Below are 12,250 nucleotides of genomic sequence, written 5' to 3' on the forward strand. Positions count from 1 at the left end.
CGCTGTCGCGGGGGCCTGACTGGCTTCGCTGGCCTACACCGATGAGACGTGGGTGACTCACTGTTTCACCCGGATAGGTGCGAGGCGGCCGATCCGGCTCGACGGGGACCGCGGAGAGAACCTGGTCGCCTGCACCAGGCGGGACCTCGTCGTCCCCGCAGGCCCCTTTGCTGACCTGGGCGTAGCCAAATGGGCTTCGCCTCCGACAGTTGGGCTAAGGAATACCAAGAATATCGGCTACAGCTTCCTGGACTTGGTCCGCGATACGCTTCAACTGAGCCATTTCACTTTCGCTGCTACTTGCCCTCTCGATCTGCCATTCAATGAACATAGGGGCAAACCAGATCAGTCGGACGAGCGTCGAGTCGATGATTTCACCAGCCGGCGGAATCCTTGATAGGAGCGCCACATAGGCTTCTCCTGCTTCAAGGTCAAATTCCCCCGAGCGAAGCTTTCCCAACAATCCGCTTTCGTCATCCCATGCTTGCTCTAGAGTTTCTAGCAATTCCTCCACTGATATCCCTCCTCACCAGCGACCAACGATTGCCTCGCTTGGCCCAGGTGGGCGACACATCTTGGCAGATCTCGACCTGCTCGCCGTCGAAATCCATGATGACCGGCCCGTCACCGAAATACGAGTCGCTCTTCAGATTCCAGAGCAGCCACACCTGGTTCAGACGTCGCCCGACGAGTGCGGCAAGCCGCTGACCATGGACGTATCGAATCGCTGCGCATCCCACAAGCCATTCAGGGTGATAGTCGGGCATGAAGTACATGCGACCTCCTCAGCGGCTGGCCTAACACCACCGGAGACATCAGCATCCTGGCCCGAGGTGCGGGCCCAGGCACCCTACAGCCGCCCGAACTCAGTCCGAGAAAGGTCAGTCGTGATGGATATCGTCTCCCATCATGACGACAAAGCGCGCATGGTCTGACCTCTTCCCAGCGGAGGAGCCGGCGGCCGAAGGCTCTGACCAGCCGCCGTTAGGGCCGGAGCACGGTCTCCACCTGCCGGCGGACGAGTTGGAAGTCAGCCGGCTCGAAGAGCGCTTGGGTACGATCCTGCCGCCCAGCTATCGGCAGTTCCTCCTGTTCGCCAACGGCTGGGGCGTCGATGAGTACTCCCTGCGGCCGGTCCCGGAAGTCGGCTGGCTCCGTGACCTTGAGCCCTGGATGATCGAGTGCTGGACGCCCAAGGGCGGCGAGTCCTGGACTGTGCCCGATGACCTCTATTTCGTCTATGGAAAGGAGCAGGACTGCGGCCATCTGAGAATGGAGTATCTGCCTGACACCCTTCTGGTCGGGCACTGGGACGATGGAGTATTTCTCCTCAACCCCCACATCAAGACCTCTGATGGCGAGTGGGAGGCCTGGTATCTCGCACCTTGGCTAGCCGGCGCCGATCGTCACAGGTCCTTCTGGGACCTGATGAAGGCCCGGTTGAGTCAGCCCACGTAGACGACCTCCGGCGACAGGTGCGGCATGCCGTCCCTCACGAACGGCGAACCGCGCGCGGTAAGGCCCGCCCTACCCAGGCCCGTACCGCTACCCGGCTGGCGACGGCTGTTCCGGCCGCCGATGCTTGGGCGTCATGACAAGGCGACGACGGGCCGTCATGGCGGTCTTATTGGGCGGTCTCACGGCAATCGGCGTGCCAGTGGCGAACGCCGATGCCGGCGACCACGCGGCCGCGTACGACGCGTTCTACCGGCAGAAGGTCTCCTGGAGCGCCTGCGACGACCGGGGCCTGCCACTGGACTGCACCGGGGTAACCGTCCCGATCGACTGGGCGCGCCCGAAGGGCAGCACCATCACGCTCAAGGTCCGCCGCCACAAAGCGACCGGCACCCGCCACGGATCGCTCCTGACGAACCCGGGCGGACCCGGTGTATCCGGCGTCACATACCTCCCCGAAGCGGCACGGACGTGGAGCGGTGCGGTGACCGCCGGCTTCGACCTGGTCAGCTGGGATCCCCGAGGCGTCGGCGAGTCCGCGCCGCTGACCTGCCCGGACGAGGCGGACGCGGCCCTGCGGACGGTGGACTCGTCGCCGGACACGCTCGCCGAACGGAAGAGGCAGGAGGCCGCGGTCAGGACCTGGGTCCGGCAGTGCAGGGCCGCGTCGGGGCCGCTCTTCGACCACGTCGACACGCTGAGCAACGTCCGGGATCTGGACGTGCTCAGGGCCGTCCTCGGCGAGGCGAAGCTGTCGTTCCTCGGCACCTCCTACGGCACCCGGATCGGGATCCGGTACGCCGACACGTTCCCCACCCGGATCGGGCGGATGGTGCTGGACTCGGCGGTCGACCCCGCGAGCGACAACAAGGCGTTCCTGAACGGCCAGGCAAGAGGCGTGGAGCGAGCGCTCGACGACTATCTGGCCGACTGTGCCGACCGGGCAGGGTGCCCGTTCAGCGAGGCGCAGGGCCGGGCCGAAGTGGCGAAGCTGCTCCGGGCCGCCGATTCACGCCCGCCGGAGCAGGAGGAGCTGGTGAACATGATGGCCGCGCTGCTCCGCTCGCCCCGCTACTGGCCCGGTCTGGACGGTCAGCTCGCCAAGATCCAGGCCGGCGACCACAGCGCGATCCAGCCCACCGATGCCGTGGACATCGCCAACCTGGCGATCAACTGCCAGGACCTGCCGGACCGCCGCACCGCGCGCCAGGTCCTCACCGACGCCAACCGAACGGCCCGCAGCCGGCCCGTGTTCGGGTACGAGTTCACCTCCGGCACGATGTGTCCCCTGTGGCCGAACGGCGGCGTCGTCAAGCCCCGTCCGGTGACCGCCCGGGGCTCCGCGCCGATCCTCGTGATCGGCACCACCCGCGACCCCGCGACGCCGTACGAATGGGCCCGGTCAACGGCTAAGCACCTGGCCAACGGCAGGCTGCTGACCCGCGACGGCAGCGGGCACGCCGCCTACGGCGACAACGCCTGCGTCACCGAAGCAGTGGACCGCTACCTGCTCGACGCCGTACTACCGGCCGCCGGCACGGTCTGCGCGGGATAGCCGCGACGTCAGCCGGCGGCAATCGGCCCCTCGCGGTGGACGGACCAGGCCCTGATCAGCGGGTACGGCGGGCCAGCAGGACGATGCCGCCGATGGCCAGGGCGGCGGCGACCAGCCAGATGAGAATGTCCCGCCCGGTCAGCCCCACCGGCTCGCTCGCCGGTTCGGCGGCGGCACGAGTGCCCTGGGCCGTGGGCCGGTCCGGCGGCGCGGAGGCCCGCGGAGTCACCGAAGGCAGCGCGGCATCCGGCAGCGGAACCCGGTAGACGGGACTCTTGGGCCCCTCCGAGCCGGTGAGCAGCGCCTTCCCATCGGCGGTATAGGCGATGGACTCCGCCTGCTCCAGATCCGGCATCGTCACCTTGCTGATCTGCTCCCCCGACGGCCGGTAGAGGGTGGCGGAGAAGTACGTACGGACGACGTACGAAGAGCCGTCGGGCGCGTAGGCCGCGTCCGTGGCCATCAGCGGCGCGGCCACCCCTCTGCGCAGGACGTTCACCCGGCCGGTACGCAGCTTCTTGGGCGCCGCGTAGACCCCGCCCGCGAACTCCTTGGACACGACGTAGAGCCGCCCGGTCTTCGGATGCACCATGATGCCCTCGGCGTTGCGGGCGCCGTCGGCGTAGCGGAACCGGTAGCGGACGGCCGGGAGAGTGGCATCGGTGAGGTCGCGCGGCTCGTTGACCTTGTAGATGGAGATGTCCGGCCAGGCGCCGTCGAAATTGTCCCCGATGTCGGCGAACCAGAGCACCCCGCGCCCCGTCTCCGGGTCCTTGCTCGCCGCCATGCCCTCCCAGTCACGCGCCTCCGCCCCCCGCAGCTGGAACGTGGCCTTCGTCCGTCCGTTCTCGCCCACGGCGTAGAACTCCGGCCGCGCCGCGCTGTCGTTGTGGGTGTAGTAGACCCCGTCGTGACCGGGCGAGACGGCCAGACCACTGGACTCGGTGATCCGAGCGTCCCTGAACGTGAACAGCTTGTCATCATCAACGGAAGACAGACCGTACGCCGGCGCCGCGCAGACAGCTGCGCAGACGACGACCAGCACCCCCGCCACCACGCCGGCCCGAATCATGAATCCCCCACGCCGCAATCATGCCCCAATCGCCCCCATGCCCGGCTCCCCCACGCGGCCACTGTGCCGGTGAAACCCAAGCCCCTGCAGCCCGGCCAGCAGCACGTTGACCACCACCAGAGACACCCATAACCCCTCGATCCCCCAGCTGACGGCCACCGGCACGGCCGACAGCACCAGCAGCCCATAACAGGCGGCGAAGTACACGAGGCTGGCCCCGGACCGTTTGAGCGCGGTGAGACCGATCCCTTGCACGGCCTGCGCGGCATCGGCCATGGACGCCACCAGCATCAGGGGCAGCAACGAAAGCACGCGCTCGCGTACCCCTGGATCGTCGCTGAACAGCGCCGCCACCGGATCGCCGAGCAGCACCAGCGCGAGCGCGGCGAGACCGGTCGCGATGACGGCGAGCAGGGCGGCGGTCCGGTTGGCCCGCCGGGCCTCGGCCGTGGTGCGCGCCCGCGCGACCTCCGGCACCGACGCCTGCGCGACCGACAGCGAGGCCAGCATGGTGAACCCGGTGAGCGTGCTCAGCACGGCGTGCGCGGCGGTGTCGCGGGTGCTGGTCAGCCCGGCGGCGAAGGTGACGACTCCCAGCCCGCCGAACTTGACCAGGATCGTCCCCGCGAGCGGCACGCTCACCCGCGCCAGGCGGGCGATCTCACCGAGGCGCGGCCAGGCCCGACCGACCCGGCGGCCGAGGGCACGGCGCAGGCTGCGGTTCGCGACGGTCACGGACGCGGCGCCGGACAGCAGCCACGCCACCCCCACGCCGGTGAGCCCGGATCGCGGTACCAGGACCACGGCCGACGCGATCATCACCACCGTGCCGGCCAGGGAGGACCAGAGCACCGGCCGAGGGCGGCCGATGGCGACGAGGACCGAGGTGGCGCCGCCTCCGGAGGCGTAGACCAGCAGGTAGAGGGCGAGCAGCCAGGGCAGCGCGCCGATCTCGGCGACCACCTCGCCAGGCACCCCGGCGACGCCCGCCAGAACCGGCACGCCGAGCACGGCCAGGGCGCCCGCCGCCCCGACGAGGAGGCTGAGCCAGCGCGCGTCCCGCAGGATCGGCACCACCGCGTCCGGGTCGTCCCGATGCACGGCCGCGAACGGCGCCAGGCCGCGTAACGCCCCCGCGACGGCCGTGGCGGCCGGCGTCAGCACGGCGGTCACCACCGCGAAGGCGGCCAGCGTGACGGTGGCATGGCGGCCGAGCACGGCGGTGACGACGAGCGAGCCGACCAGCCCCGTCACCATGGACAGGAACAGCGGTACCGCTGCGCGGAGCAGAGCGGTCATGACGAACTCACGGTGGCCCCCCTCTGGCCTGGAGCGCACTCCAGGTACTTAGGGTGATAGTCATGGATTATGTGAAACTCGGACGCAGTGGCCTCCGGGTCAGTCCGCTCTGCCTCGGCACCATGAACTTCGGCCCGTACACCTCGGATGACGACTCGTACGCCATCATGGACCGGGCCCTTGAGCTGGGGATCAACTTCTTCGACACCGCCAACGTCTACGGCTGGAAGCTCGGCGAGGGCATCACCGAGAACATCATCGGCCGGTGGTTCGCCAAGGGCGGCGGCCGCAGGGAGAAGACAGTCCTCGCGACCAAGCTCAACGGCGCGATGAGCGAGTGGCCCAACGACGCCAAGCTGTCCGCGCTGAACATCCGCCGGGCCTGCGACGCCTCGCTCAAGCGCCTGCAGACCGACTACATCGACATCTACCAGGCCCACCACGTCGACCGGGACACCCCGTACGACGAGTTCTGGGAGGCCATGGACGTCCTGCGCCAGCAGGGCAAGATCGTGTACGTGGGGTCGTCCAACTTCGCCGGCTGGCACATCGCCAAGGCGCAGGAGGCGGCAGAGAAGCGCGGCATGTTCGGCCTGACCAGCGAGCAGAGCCACTACAACCTGCTCACCAGGACGGTCGAGCTGGAGGTGCTGCCCGCCTGCCAGGACTACGGCCTCGGCGTGATCCCGTGGAGCCCGCTGGCCGGTGGCCTGCTGGGCGGCATTCTGCGCAAGCTGGACAAGGGCCGGTCGGCCAACGACCGCATGGTCACGGAGCTGGAGAAGCACCGCGACAAGATCGAGCAGTACGAGAAGTTCTGCGACGAGCTGGGCGAGGACCCGGCCCACGTCGGGCTGGCCTGGCTGCTGGCGCAGCCTGCGGTCACGGCCCCGATCATCGGCCCGCGCACGCTGGAGCAGCTCGAAGGCACCATGCGGACCCTGGAGATCGAGCTGGACGAGCAGGCGCTGGCCCGGCTGGACGAGATCTTCCCGGGCCACCGCCCGGCTCCGGAGGACTACGCCTGGTAGTCAGCCCAGCAGGGCGCCGACGATCACGATCAGGAAGAGGAGGCCGAGCACGGTGGGCAGCAGCCAGGAGCGAGGACGATCCACGCCCTGGAGCCTAGTCCCGTGGCGTGGCTGCCAGCGCCCATTCGTCGAGTGACTCGTACCTCACTTGGGCGCCTTGCTCGCTTTTGACGAGACGGACGTTCTCCGCCCGCCAGGTCGAACCGGTGAATCCGGACAGCGATTCGACGAGCTGGCGGAGGTCCGTCTCCGCCTTGGCGCGGGCGAGCGTGAGGTGCGGGTGGAAGCGCTTTTCATCAGTGTGTACGGCTCCCGCCCGGCGAGCCCCTGCCTTGACCGACTCGGCCAGCCGTGTCATCGGGTCGCCGGACAGGCCCGCCCAGAACACCCTGGCGCGCCGTACGGACGAGAACGCCCCGAACCGGGTGAAGGCCAGGGTGGGGACGGTGTGGCGGTGGACGGCGCGGGCCAGGCGGACCCGCAGGTCCGGCAGCACCTCCTCGGGCACCTCGCCGAAGAAGGCCACCGTGATGTGCCAGGTGGCGCGGTCCGGCCAGCGCAGGCCGGGCACCTGCCCGACGTGCGGCGCGATGGCGCGTTCGAGCTCGTCGAGCACCTCGTCGGGCGGCACCACGGCCGCGAAGAGCCTCATGCCACCCGATTGTCCCCCGCCCGGGACGGCTCAGGCGGTCGCGGGCACCCGGCGCGCGACCCGCGCGACGATCAGCTTGGTCGCCAGGATCGCGAGGGCGGTGCCCACGAGCACGAGCGCGCCGGAGAGCACGACGCCCATCCTGGGGCCGCCCACCTCCGACAGCCAGCCGACGAGCGGTGCCCCGAGGGGTGCGCCACCGGTGAAGACCAGCATGTAGATGCCCATCACCCGGCCGCGCATCTCGGGGGAGGTGGCGAGCTGGACGATGGAGTTCGCGGCCGTGTTGATGGTGATCAACGCGATGCCTGCGGGAACCAGCATCCCCAGGTAGATCGGGTAGAAGGGGGCGAATCCGGAGGCGATCTGGAACAGCCCGAACCCGATCGCGCCGGCGAGCAGCACCTTGCGCGACATCCTCGCCCTGCGCGCGGCCAGCAGCGCGCCGGCGAGCGCGCCGACGGCGAACATGCTGGAGGCCAGGCCGAAGGAGGACGCCCCCGCCTGGAAGACCTCGCGGGCCATCAGCGCGATCGACATCGAGAACGACTGCGAGAACATCGACACGAACGCGAGCAGCAGGATCGGCATCAGCAGCTCTTCGTGCCGGAGCACGTACTTCAGCCCTTCGCGGAGCTGTCCCTTGGCGCGCGGCACCGGCTCGGCCAGGGTCAGCTCGGACCTGCGCATGAAGACCAGGCTGGAGATGACGGCGGCGAAGCTGAGCGCGTTGATCAGGAAGATCGGGCCGGTCCCGCCGAGCAGGTGGATGAGCACACCGGCCAGGGCCGGGCCCAGCACGCGGGCCAGGTTGAAGATCGAGCTGTTGAGCGCGATGGCGTTGGACAGATCGCGCCGCCCGACCATCTCGACCACGAACGCCTGCCGGGTCGGCACCTCCACGCAGGAGATCATGCCGAGCAGGAACGCCATCGTGAAGACGTGCCACACCGCGGCGTTGCCGGTGATGGTGAGCACACCGATGCCGAGCGCCAGGACCGCCATCATGATCTGCGCGGTGATGAGGATGGGCCGCTTGGGGTAGCGGTCGGCCAGCACGCCGCCGAACATCCCGAACAGCAGCATCGGCAGGAACTGCAGGGCCGTCGCGATGCCGAGCGCGGTCGCGTTGTTGTCGGTCAGGTCCAGCACCAGCCAGTCCTGGGCGGTGCGTTGCAGCCAGGTGCCGATGTTGGACACGGCGCCACCGGCCGCGAACATGCGGTAGTTGCGAATCCTGAGTGACCGGAACATCCCGGTCTTGGGTTCCTCGGGCTCTTCGGGCTCTAGATCCTGCTGAGCTTCTCCAGGATGGGCGCCGCCTGCCTGAGTATCGACCGCTCCTCGGGGGTCAGCTCCTTCAGCCGCTGGGTCAGCCACGCCTCCTTGCGGGCGCGCTCCTCCTTCAGCAACTGCCGGGCGGCCTCGGTCACGGTCACGGTCACCTGGCGCCGGTCGGTCGGATGCGGGGTGCGCTGGAGCAGCCCACGTTCCTCTAGCGCGGCGATCACGCGCGTCATCGAGGGCGGTTGCACCTTCTCGAGCCCGGCCAGCTCGCCGGGGGTTATCGCGGAATGCCGTTCCACCGCGGCGAGAGTCGCGAACTGTGTGGGCGTCAGCGAGTGCGCCGCCGCCTGTCGCCGGAGCCGCCGGTTCAGCCTTGCCAATGAAACGCGCAGCGCTGAAGCGAGGCCGGCGCCGGTGCGCAGGTCCATCTGGGACTGGGGTCTTGTTAGCATGCGTCATTACCTTTGCTAACTATATAGGAGATCAAGCTATTTCCCTAACGGAGGAAGTGTCTCACTCCTTGATACACCGGGGCGGCCTGCCACGCGCGGGCCGCCCCGGCCAGGTCACAGCCCGAACAGGACCCGGATCGGCCCGAGCGCGAAGTACACGACGAACAGCACCGCGACCCCCCACATCAGCGGGTGGATCTCCTTGGCCTTGCCCCGCACGACCTTGATGAGCACGTACGAGATGAAGCCGGCGCCGATGCCGTTGGAGATCGAGTACGTGAACGGCATGAGCACGATGGTGAGGAACGCCGGGATGGCGATCTCGTAGTCGGTCCAGTCGATGTCCCGGATCGCGGTCATCATCAGGAAGCCGACGATCACCAGCGCCGGCGCGGCGGCCTCGTACGGCACGACACTGACCAGCGGCGTGAAGAAGATCGCGACCAGGAACAGCAGGCCGGTCACCACGCTCGCCAGGCCGGTCCGCGCCCCCTCGCCGACCCCGGCGGCCGACTCGATGTAGGTGGTGTTGGAGGAGACCGAGCCGGCGCCGCCGGCGACGGCGCCGAGCGAGTCGACGAGCAGGATCTCCTTGGTACGCGGCAGCGTCCCGTCCTCCTGCACCAGGTCCGCCTGGCGGCCGACGCCGACGATCGTGCCCATGGTGTCGAAGAAGTCCGTGATGAGCAGCGTGAACACGAACAGCAGGGCCAGCAGGACGGAGACCGAGCTGAAGGCGCCGAACGGGTCGAACTCGGTGAACAGCACGAGCGGGTTGTGGAAGCCGAAGACCTCGGTGGGCCAGGCGGGGACGGTGAGCTGGAAGCCGCCCGGGTTCTCGGCGGAGAACTGGCCGGACGCCGTGAGCGCCTCCACGACGATCGCGAGCAGGGTGGTGACGACGATGCCGATCAGGATCGCGCCCCTGACCTTCCGCGCCACCAGGACCGCGGTGAGGAGCAGGCCGACCACGAACACGAAGATCGGCCAGGACGTCAGGCTGCCCGCGATGCCCATCTCCAGCGGCGGCCCGGCCGGCACCCGGCGCACGAACCCGGCGTCCACGAAGCCGATCAGCGCGATGAACAGGCCGATGCCGACGCTGATGGCGGTCTTGAGCTGACCGGGGATGGCCTTGAACACCGCCACCCGCAGCCCCGTCAGGACCAGGATGCCGATCACGACACCCTCCAGGAAGATCAGGCCCATGGCCTCTTCCCAGGTCATCAACGGCGCGATGTTGAAGGTGACGAAGGCGTTCAGCCCCAGCCCGGCCGCCAGCGCGAACGGCACCCGGGCCACGACGCCCATGAGGATGGTCAGCACACCGGCCACGAACGCGGTGCCGGCGGCCACCAGCGCCACGTTGGGCGTGGTGCCGTCGCCGATGACCTCGCCCTGGATGTCCTTGCCGTTGGCGATGATGATCGGGTTCAGCACGACGATGTAGGCCATGGTGAAGAAGGTGGCCAACCCGCCCCGGACCTCACGGGATACGGTTGAGCCTCGTGCGGAGATTGCGAAGAAACGATCTATTGCATGACGAGTGTCGTTCACGCGCGAAGAGTGACAGTTGGGGCGTTTTGCGAAAAGGACCGGTAATCGGATCGAGACCCGATTGGAAGCTAGGGTGGATGTCGTGACCCGACAGTGGCATCCCGACCCAGAGCCGATCGAGACCAACGACACGGCGGCGGTCGCCATCGGCACCGGCCTGTGGGCGATCGCCCTGGTCGCGCTGCTGATCTTCCGTCCCGCCCCGGAGAACGCCTGGTGGATCTGGACCTGCGTCACGGGCATCGGCTTCGGCCTGTGCGGGATCTGGCTGGTGCGCCGCCCCCGGAACAGCTGACATCTGTCACATCCGGGGCCTGCCCGTTGTCACCCCGGACCGCTTCAAGAAGTCACCCAAAAGAGCTGTTACGCCGCACTACCTGGGCAATCGTCTTCCCATCATGCTAGATGTCATGAAGAAGACCTTGTTCGCATTCCTCGTGGGTGTGACGGCTCTCGCCGGCTGCGGCACCACCGGCGAGCCCGCTGCCCAGCCCACCTCGACGCCGGCCGCCCAGAGCGCCGGCACGGTGGCCTGGAGCACGTGCACCGGCCTCACCGGCGCCGACGGCAAGCCGGTCACCCCCGACCCGGCCGTCGAATGCGGCAAGGTCGCCGTTCCCCTCGACTACGCCAAGCCCGCCGGTGAGACGATCGACCTGGCGCTGATCCGGGTGAAGGCCACCGGCGAGCGGCTCGGCTCGCTGGTCTTCAACTTCGGCGGCCCCGGCGGATCGGGCGTCGACACGCTGGTCCTTGCCCACCGCGCCTTCGCCAGCCTGGGCACCCGCTACGACCTGGTCAGCTTCGACCCGCGCGGCGTCGACCGCAGCGCCGGGGTCGCCTGCGGCGGCGAGATCGACAAGCTGCTGGAGTCGGCCGTCGCGGCGGACGGCGACCGGCTCGCCAAGGAGTTCGCCGCCGCCTGCGAGAAGGACTCCGGCAAGGTGCTGCCGCACGTCGGCACCGTCAACGCCGCCCAGGACCTCGACCGCATCCGGGCCGCGGTCGGCGACGAGAAGCTCAACTACTTCGGCCTGTCGTACGGCACCCACCTCGGCGCCGTCTACGCCACCAAGTTCCCGCAGAACGTGGGCCGCTTCGTCCTGGACAGCGCCTACGACCCTGCCGTCACCTTCGAGGAGCGGGCGGTCATCCAGGCCACCGGCTTCGCCCAGGCCTTCGACGCCTTCAGCGAGAGCTGCCTCGCCCAGGGCTGCGACCTGGGCAAGACCGGCGACGAGGTCGAGGGGACCGTCGAGAAGCTGCTGAACGGGCTCAAGGACAAGCCGCTCAAGGTCGGCGACCGCGACCTCACCTACGGCCTGGCCCAGCTGTCGATCATCACCCCGCTGTATGCCAAGGCCACCTGGCCGATGCTGGAGCAGGGCGCCGCGGCCGCCATCAAGGGCGACGGCGCCATGCTGCTGTCGCTGGCCGACTCCTACACCGGCCGCAAACCCGACGGCACCTACTCCACCATGATGACCAGCCTCCAGGCGATCACCTGCGTGGACAGCACCGAGCGGCCTACCGAGGCCGAGACGGCCGAGATCAACGAGAAGGTGCGGAAGGTCTTCCCGATCCTGGCCGCCGACGGCTCCGGCGCGGCCTGCGCCCACTGGCCCGCCGAGGGGTCCGACGAGGCCAAGAAGATCGACGCCACCGGCTCCGCGCCCATCATGGTCATCGGCGGCAAGGGCGACCCGGCCACGCCCTACCAGTGGGCGGTCTCGCTCAACGAGAAGCTCAAGACCGGCGTGCTGGTCACCTACGAGGGCGAGGGTCACGGCGCCTATCTCAGCGGCAGCAGCTGCGTCATGCGCACGGTCGACACCTACCTGCTGAACGGCAAGCTCCCCGCCGCCGACACCTCCTGCCCCGCCAACTGAA

General features: G+C 68.8%; 13 protein-coding genes. 5 read left to right on the forward strand and 8 right to left on the reverse strand.

The genetic code is table 11. The annotated features are described in order from the left end of the window. Positions 1-214: 214 nt before the first annotated feature. Complete coding sequence (locus tag ACIBQX_RS41610; protein WP_397014617.1) at positions 215-514, reverse strand: hypothetical protein; 300 nt, start codon at positions 512-514, stop codon at positions 215-217. Further along, positions 474-776: a hypothetical protein gene (locus ACIBQX_RS41615; protein WP_397014619.1), complete on the reverse strand. Its 303-nt coding sequence runs from the start codon at positions 774-776 to the stop codon at positions 474-476. The genes ACIBQX_RS41610 and ACIBQX_RS41615 overlap by 41 nt, the downstream gene beginning before the upstream one ends. Positions 777-909: 133 nt before the next feature. On the opposite strand from ACIBQX_RS41615, the gene ACIBQX_RS41620 reads away from it, so the two are divergent. Both ACIBQX_RS41620 and ACIBQX_RS41625 read left to right on the forward strand, forming a co-directional pair. Beyond that, the gene (locus tag ACIBQX_RS41620) at positions 910-1,458 is read left to right on the forward strand and encodes an SMI1/KNR4 family protein (RefSeq protein ID WP_397014621.1); all 549 of its coding nucleotides are present in this window, start codon (positions 910-912) and stop codon (positions 1,456-1,458) included. 193 nt (positions 1,459-1,651) lie between these two features. Further along, entirely contained in the window at positions 1,652-3,010 is a 1,359-nt protein-coding gene (locus tag ACIBQX_RS41625; protein ID WP_397014623.1) for an alpha/beta hydrolase, read from the forward strand. Between the two features lie 55 nt (positions 3,011-3,065). Here ACIBQX_RS41625 and ACIBQX_RS41630 read toward each other — a convergent pair whose 3' ends face one another. Together ACIBQX_RS41630 and ACIBQX_RS41635 are read right to left on the reverse strand one after the other, a co-directional pair. After that, on the reverse strand, positions 3,066-4,082 hold the full coding sequence (locus tag ACIBQX_RS41630) for a hypothetical protein (protein WP_397014625.1): 1,017 nt from the start codon (positions 4,080-4,082) through the stop codon (positions 3,066-3,068). Positions 4,083-4,100: 18 nt separating this feature from the next. Beyond that, positions 4,101-5,381 (reverse strand): MATE family efflux transporter, encoded by a 1,281-nt coding sequence (locus ACIBQX_RS41635; RefSeq protein WP_397014627.1) that lies wholly within the window; start codon positions 5,379-5,381, stop codon positions 4,101-4,103. A gap of 62 nt (positions 5,382-5,443) precedes the next feature. On the opposite strand from ACIBQX_RS41635, the gene ACIBQX_RS41640 reads away from it, so the two are divergent. Continuing rightward, complete coding sequence (locus tag ACIBQX_RS41640) at positions 5,444-6,412, forward strand: aldo/keto reductase (RefSeq protein WP_397014629.1); 969 nt, start codon at positions 5,444-5,446, stop codon at positions 6,410-6,412. A 94-nt stretch (positions 6,413-6,506) separates the two neighbouring features. Here the strand turns inward: ACIBQX_RS41640 and thpR are convergent, their stop codons facing one another. The 4 genes from thpR to ACIBQX_RS41660 form a co-directional block, all read right to left on the reverse strand. Beyond that, entirely contained in the window at positions 6,507-7,064 is a 558-nt protein-coding gene (thpR, locus tag ACIBQX_RS41645; protein WP_397014631.1) for an RNA 2',3'-cyclic phosphodiesterase, read from the reverse strand. A 30-nt stretch (positions 7,065-7,094) separates the two neighbouring features. Next, on the reverse strand, positions 7,095-8,318 hold the full coding sequence (locus ACIBQX_RS41650; protein WP_397014633.1) for an MFS transporter: 1,224 nt from the start codon (positions 8,316-8,318) through the stop codon (positions 7,095-7,097). A gap of 32 nt (positions 8,319-8,350) precedes the next feature. Next, positions 8,351-8,803 carry a MarR family winged helix-turn-helix transcriptional regulator gene (locus ACIBQX_RS41655; protein WP_397014635.1) on the reverse strand — a complete coding sequence of 151 codons (453 nt, stop codon included), beginning with the start codon at positions 8,801-8,803 and terminating at the stop codon, positions 8,351-8,353. Between the two features lie 114 nt (positions 8,804-8,917). After that, on the reverse strand, positions 8,918-10,258 hold the full coding sequence (locus ACIBQX_RS41660) for an NCS2 family permease (protein ID WP_397014637.1): 1,341 nt from the start codon (positions 10,256-10,258) through the stop codon (positions 8,918-8,920). Positions 10,259-10,442: 184 nt separating this feature from the next. Here ACIBQX_RS41660 and ACIBQX_RS41665 point away from each other — a divergent pair, with 184 nt between their 5' ends. Next, complete coding sequence (locus ACIBQX_RS41665) at positions 10,443-10,655, forward strand: DUF2530 domain-containing protein (RefSeq protein ID WP_397014639.1); 213 nt, start codon at positions 10,443-10,445, stop codon at positions 10,653-10,655. Positions 10,656-10,770: 115 nt separating this feature from the next. Continuing rightward, complete coding sequence (locus ACIBQX_RS41670; protein WP_397014641.1) at positions 10,771-12,249, forward strand: alpha/beta fold hydrolase; 1,479 nt, start codon at positions 10,771-10,773, stop codon at positions 12,247-12,249. Position 12,250: the final 1 nt, after the last annotated feature.

Source organism: Nonomuraea sp. NPDC049714 (genome assembly GCF_044465295.1).
In the GTDB taxonomy this organism is placed as follows: domain Bacteria; phylum Actinomycetota; class Actinomycetes; order Streptosporangiales; family Streptosporangiaceae; genus Nonomuraea.

Coding starts and splice junctions, on each gene's coding strand:
- ACIBQX_RS41615 (WP_397014619.1), bottom strand. CDS start 776: ATGTACTTCATGCCCGACTATCACCCTGAATGGCTTGTGGGATGCGCA.
- ACIBQX_RS41620 (WP_397014621.1), top strand. CDS start 910: ATGACGACAAAGCGCGCATGGTCTGACCTCTTCCCAGCGGAGGAGCCG.
- ACIBQX_RS41630 (WP_397014625.1), bottom strand. CDS start 4,082: ATGATTCGGGCCGGCGTGGTGGCGGGGGTGCTGGTCGTCGTCTGCGCA.
- ACIBQX_RS41635 (WP_397014627.1), bottom strand. CDS start 5,381: ATGACCGCTCTGCTCCGCGCAGCGGTACCGCTGTTCCTGTCCATGGTG.
- ACIBQX_RS41640 (WP_397014629.1), top strand. CDS start 5,444: ATGGATTATGTGAAACTCGGACGCAGTGGCCTCCGGGTCAGTCCGCTC.
- thpR (WP_397014631.1), bottom strand. CDS start 7,064: ATGAGGCTCTTCGCGGCCGTGGTGCCGCCCGACGAGGTGCTCGACGAG.
- ACIBQX_RS41650 (WP_397014633.1), bottom strand. CDS start 8,318: ATGTTCCGGTCACTCAGGATTCGCAACTACCGCATGTTCGCGGCCGGT.
- ACIBQX_RS41655 (WP_397014635.1), bottom strand. CDS start 8,803: ATGCTAACAAGACCCCAGTCCCAGATGGACCTGCGCACCGGCGCCGGC.
- ACIBQX_RS41660 (WP_397014637.1), bottom strand. CDS start 10,258: ATGGCCTACATCGTCGTGCTGAACCCGATCATCATCGCCAACGGCAAG.
- ACIBQX_RS41670 (WP_397014641.1), top strand. CDS start 10,771: ATGAAGAAGACCTTGTTCGCATTCCTCGTGGGTGTGACGGCTCTCGCC.